The 1,045-nt window shown below is 40.8% G+C and carries 1 protein-coding gene and 1 riboswitch; the gene reads left to right on the top strand.

The genetic code is table 11. The features are described from left to right. Window positions 1-116: 116 nt before the first annotated feature. A riboswitch (cobalamin riboswitch) is annotated at window positions 117-323 on the top strand. Window positions 324-525: 202 nt separating this feature from the next. Continuing rightward, on the top strand, window positions 526-978 hold the full coding sequence (locus tag WMO75_RS19585) for an ABC transporter permease (protein WP_349078857.1): 453 nt from the start codon (window positions 526-528) through the stop codon (window positions 976-978). Window positions 979-1,045 lie beyond the last annotated feature (67 nt).

The raw sequence follows: 1,045 nt of genomic DNA, 5'->3' as shown, positions 1-1,045 counted from the left end.
AGCAAGTGATGATTTTGAAGCATTTATGAAATTAGCAGGATAATTTTGTGCATTTTTTCAAATTTGCTCATTTATAGATATATGCTTGAAAAGCAAATCAAATAACATTTGTTGGTTTTGAACTAGCCTCTATAAGTTCCAGTAAAATATTTTTATTTTAAATACACGGATTAAAAGGGAAACCGGTCGAATTCCGGTACGATCCCGTCACTGTGATAGGGAGTTGCGAAACATAATCCACTGGAGTGGCAGTCGCCAGTCTGGGAAGGAGTTTCGGAGCAAAGATCTTAAGTCAGGAGACCTGCTTATGGATGATCAGATATGATTCTTACGGTAGATAGGAAACATTGTTTTTTTTGTGCAAACGTCCGTATTATGTTGTTTACGGATGTTTTTTTCTGCGCTTTTATTCAAAGGTGTATTTCCCCTGCCATTTTTAAAATTGAATCTGATCCAGTTAAAGTCGCTGATACTGTGAACGAAGTAAACAGTAACAAAACCTCTACAATGTAGGAAGGAGAAACAATGTCAAAAAAACAATTTGGAAAAAGGCTTCTGCAGATCCTGATCGTTCTGATCGGTGTAAGTTTCTTTACATTTGGACTTACTTACCTTTCACCAGGTGACCCGGCGGAGATCATGCTGACAGAGTGTGGTAACCTGCCGACACCGGAACTTCTCGAACAGACGAGACATGAACTGGGCCTTGACCAGCCGTTTCTGGTGCAGTACGGTTCCTGGGTAAAAGGAGTACTTACCGGAGACATGGGAACTTCATATGCATTTAAAGTTCCTGTAACTGAGAAACTGATGAAATGTTTTTGGCCGACCCTTCAGATGTCGCTCTTCGCGCTTCTTCTGATGATCCTGTTCTCCATACCATGCGGAATCCTCTCCGCGGTATATCAGAACAAGTGGCCGGATTATCTGATCCGCGGAATCACGTTTTTCGGGGTATCTATCCCGAGACTTAAATGAAAAACTAAATTCCGGTTTTGGACCAAATGCAAGAGTAAATTCCATATAGGTCGAAGTTACTTTTGCA

Source organism: Blautia intestinihominis (assembly GCF_040096655.1).
In the GTDB taxonomy this organism is placed as follows: Bacteria; Bacillota; Clostridia; order Lachnospirales; family Lachnospiraceae; genus Blautia_A; species Blautia_A intestinihominis.
This window is presented reverse-complemented; position numbering and strand designations above follow the sequence as displayed.

Excerpts from the sequence above, each read along its gene's own strand:
- WMO75_RS19585 (WP_349078857.1), top strand. The coding sequence starts at position 526 with ATGTCAAAAAAACAATTTGGAAAAAGGCTTCTGCAGATCCTGATCGTT.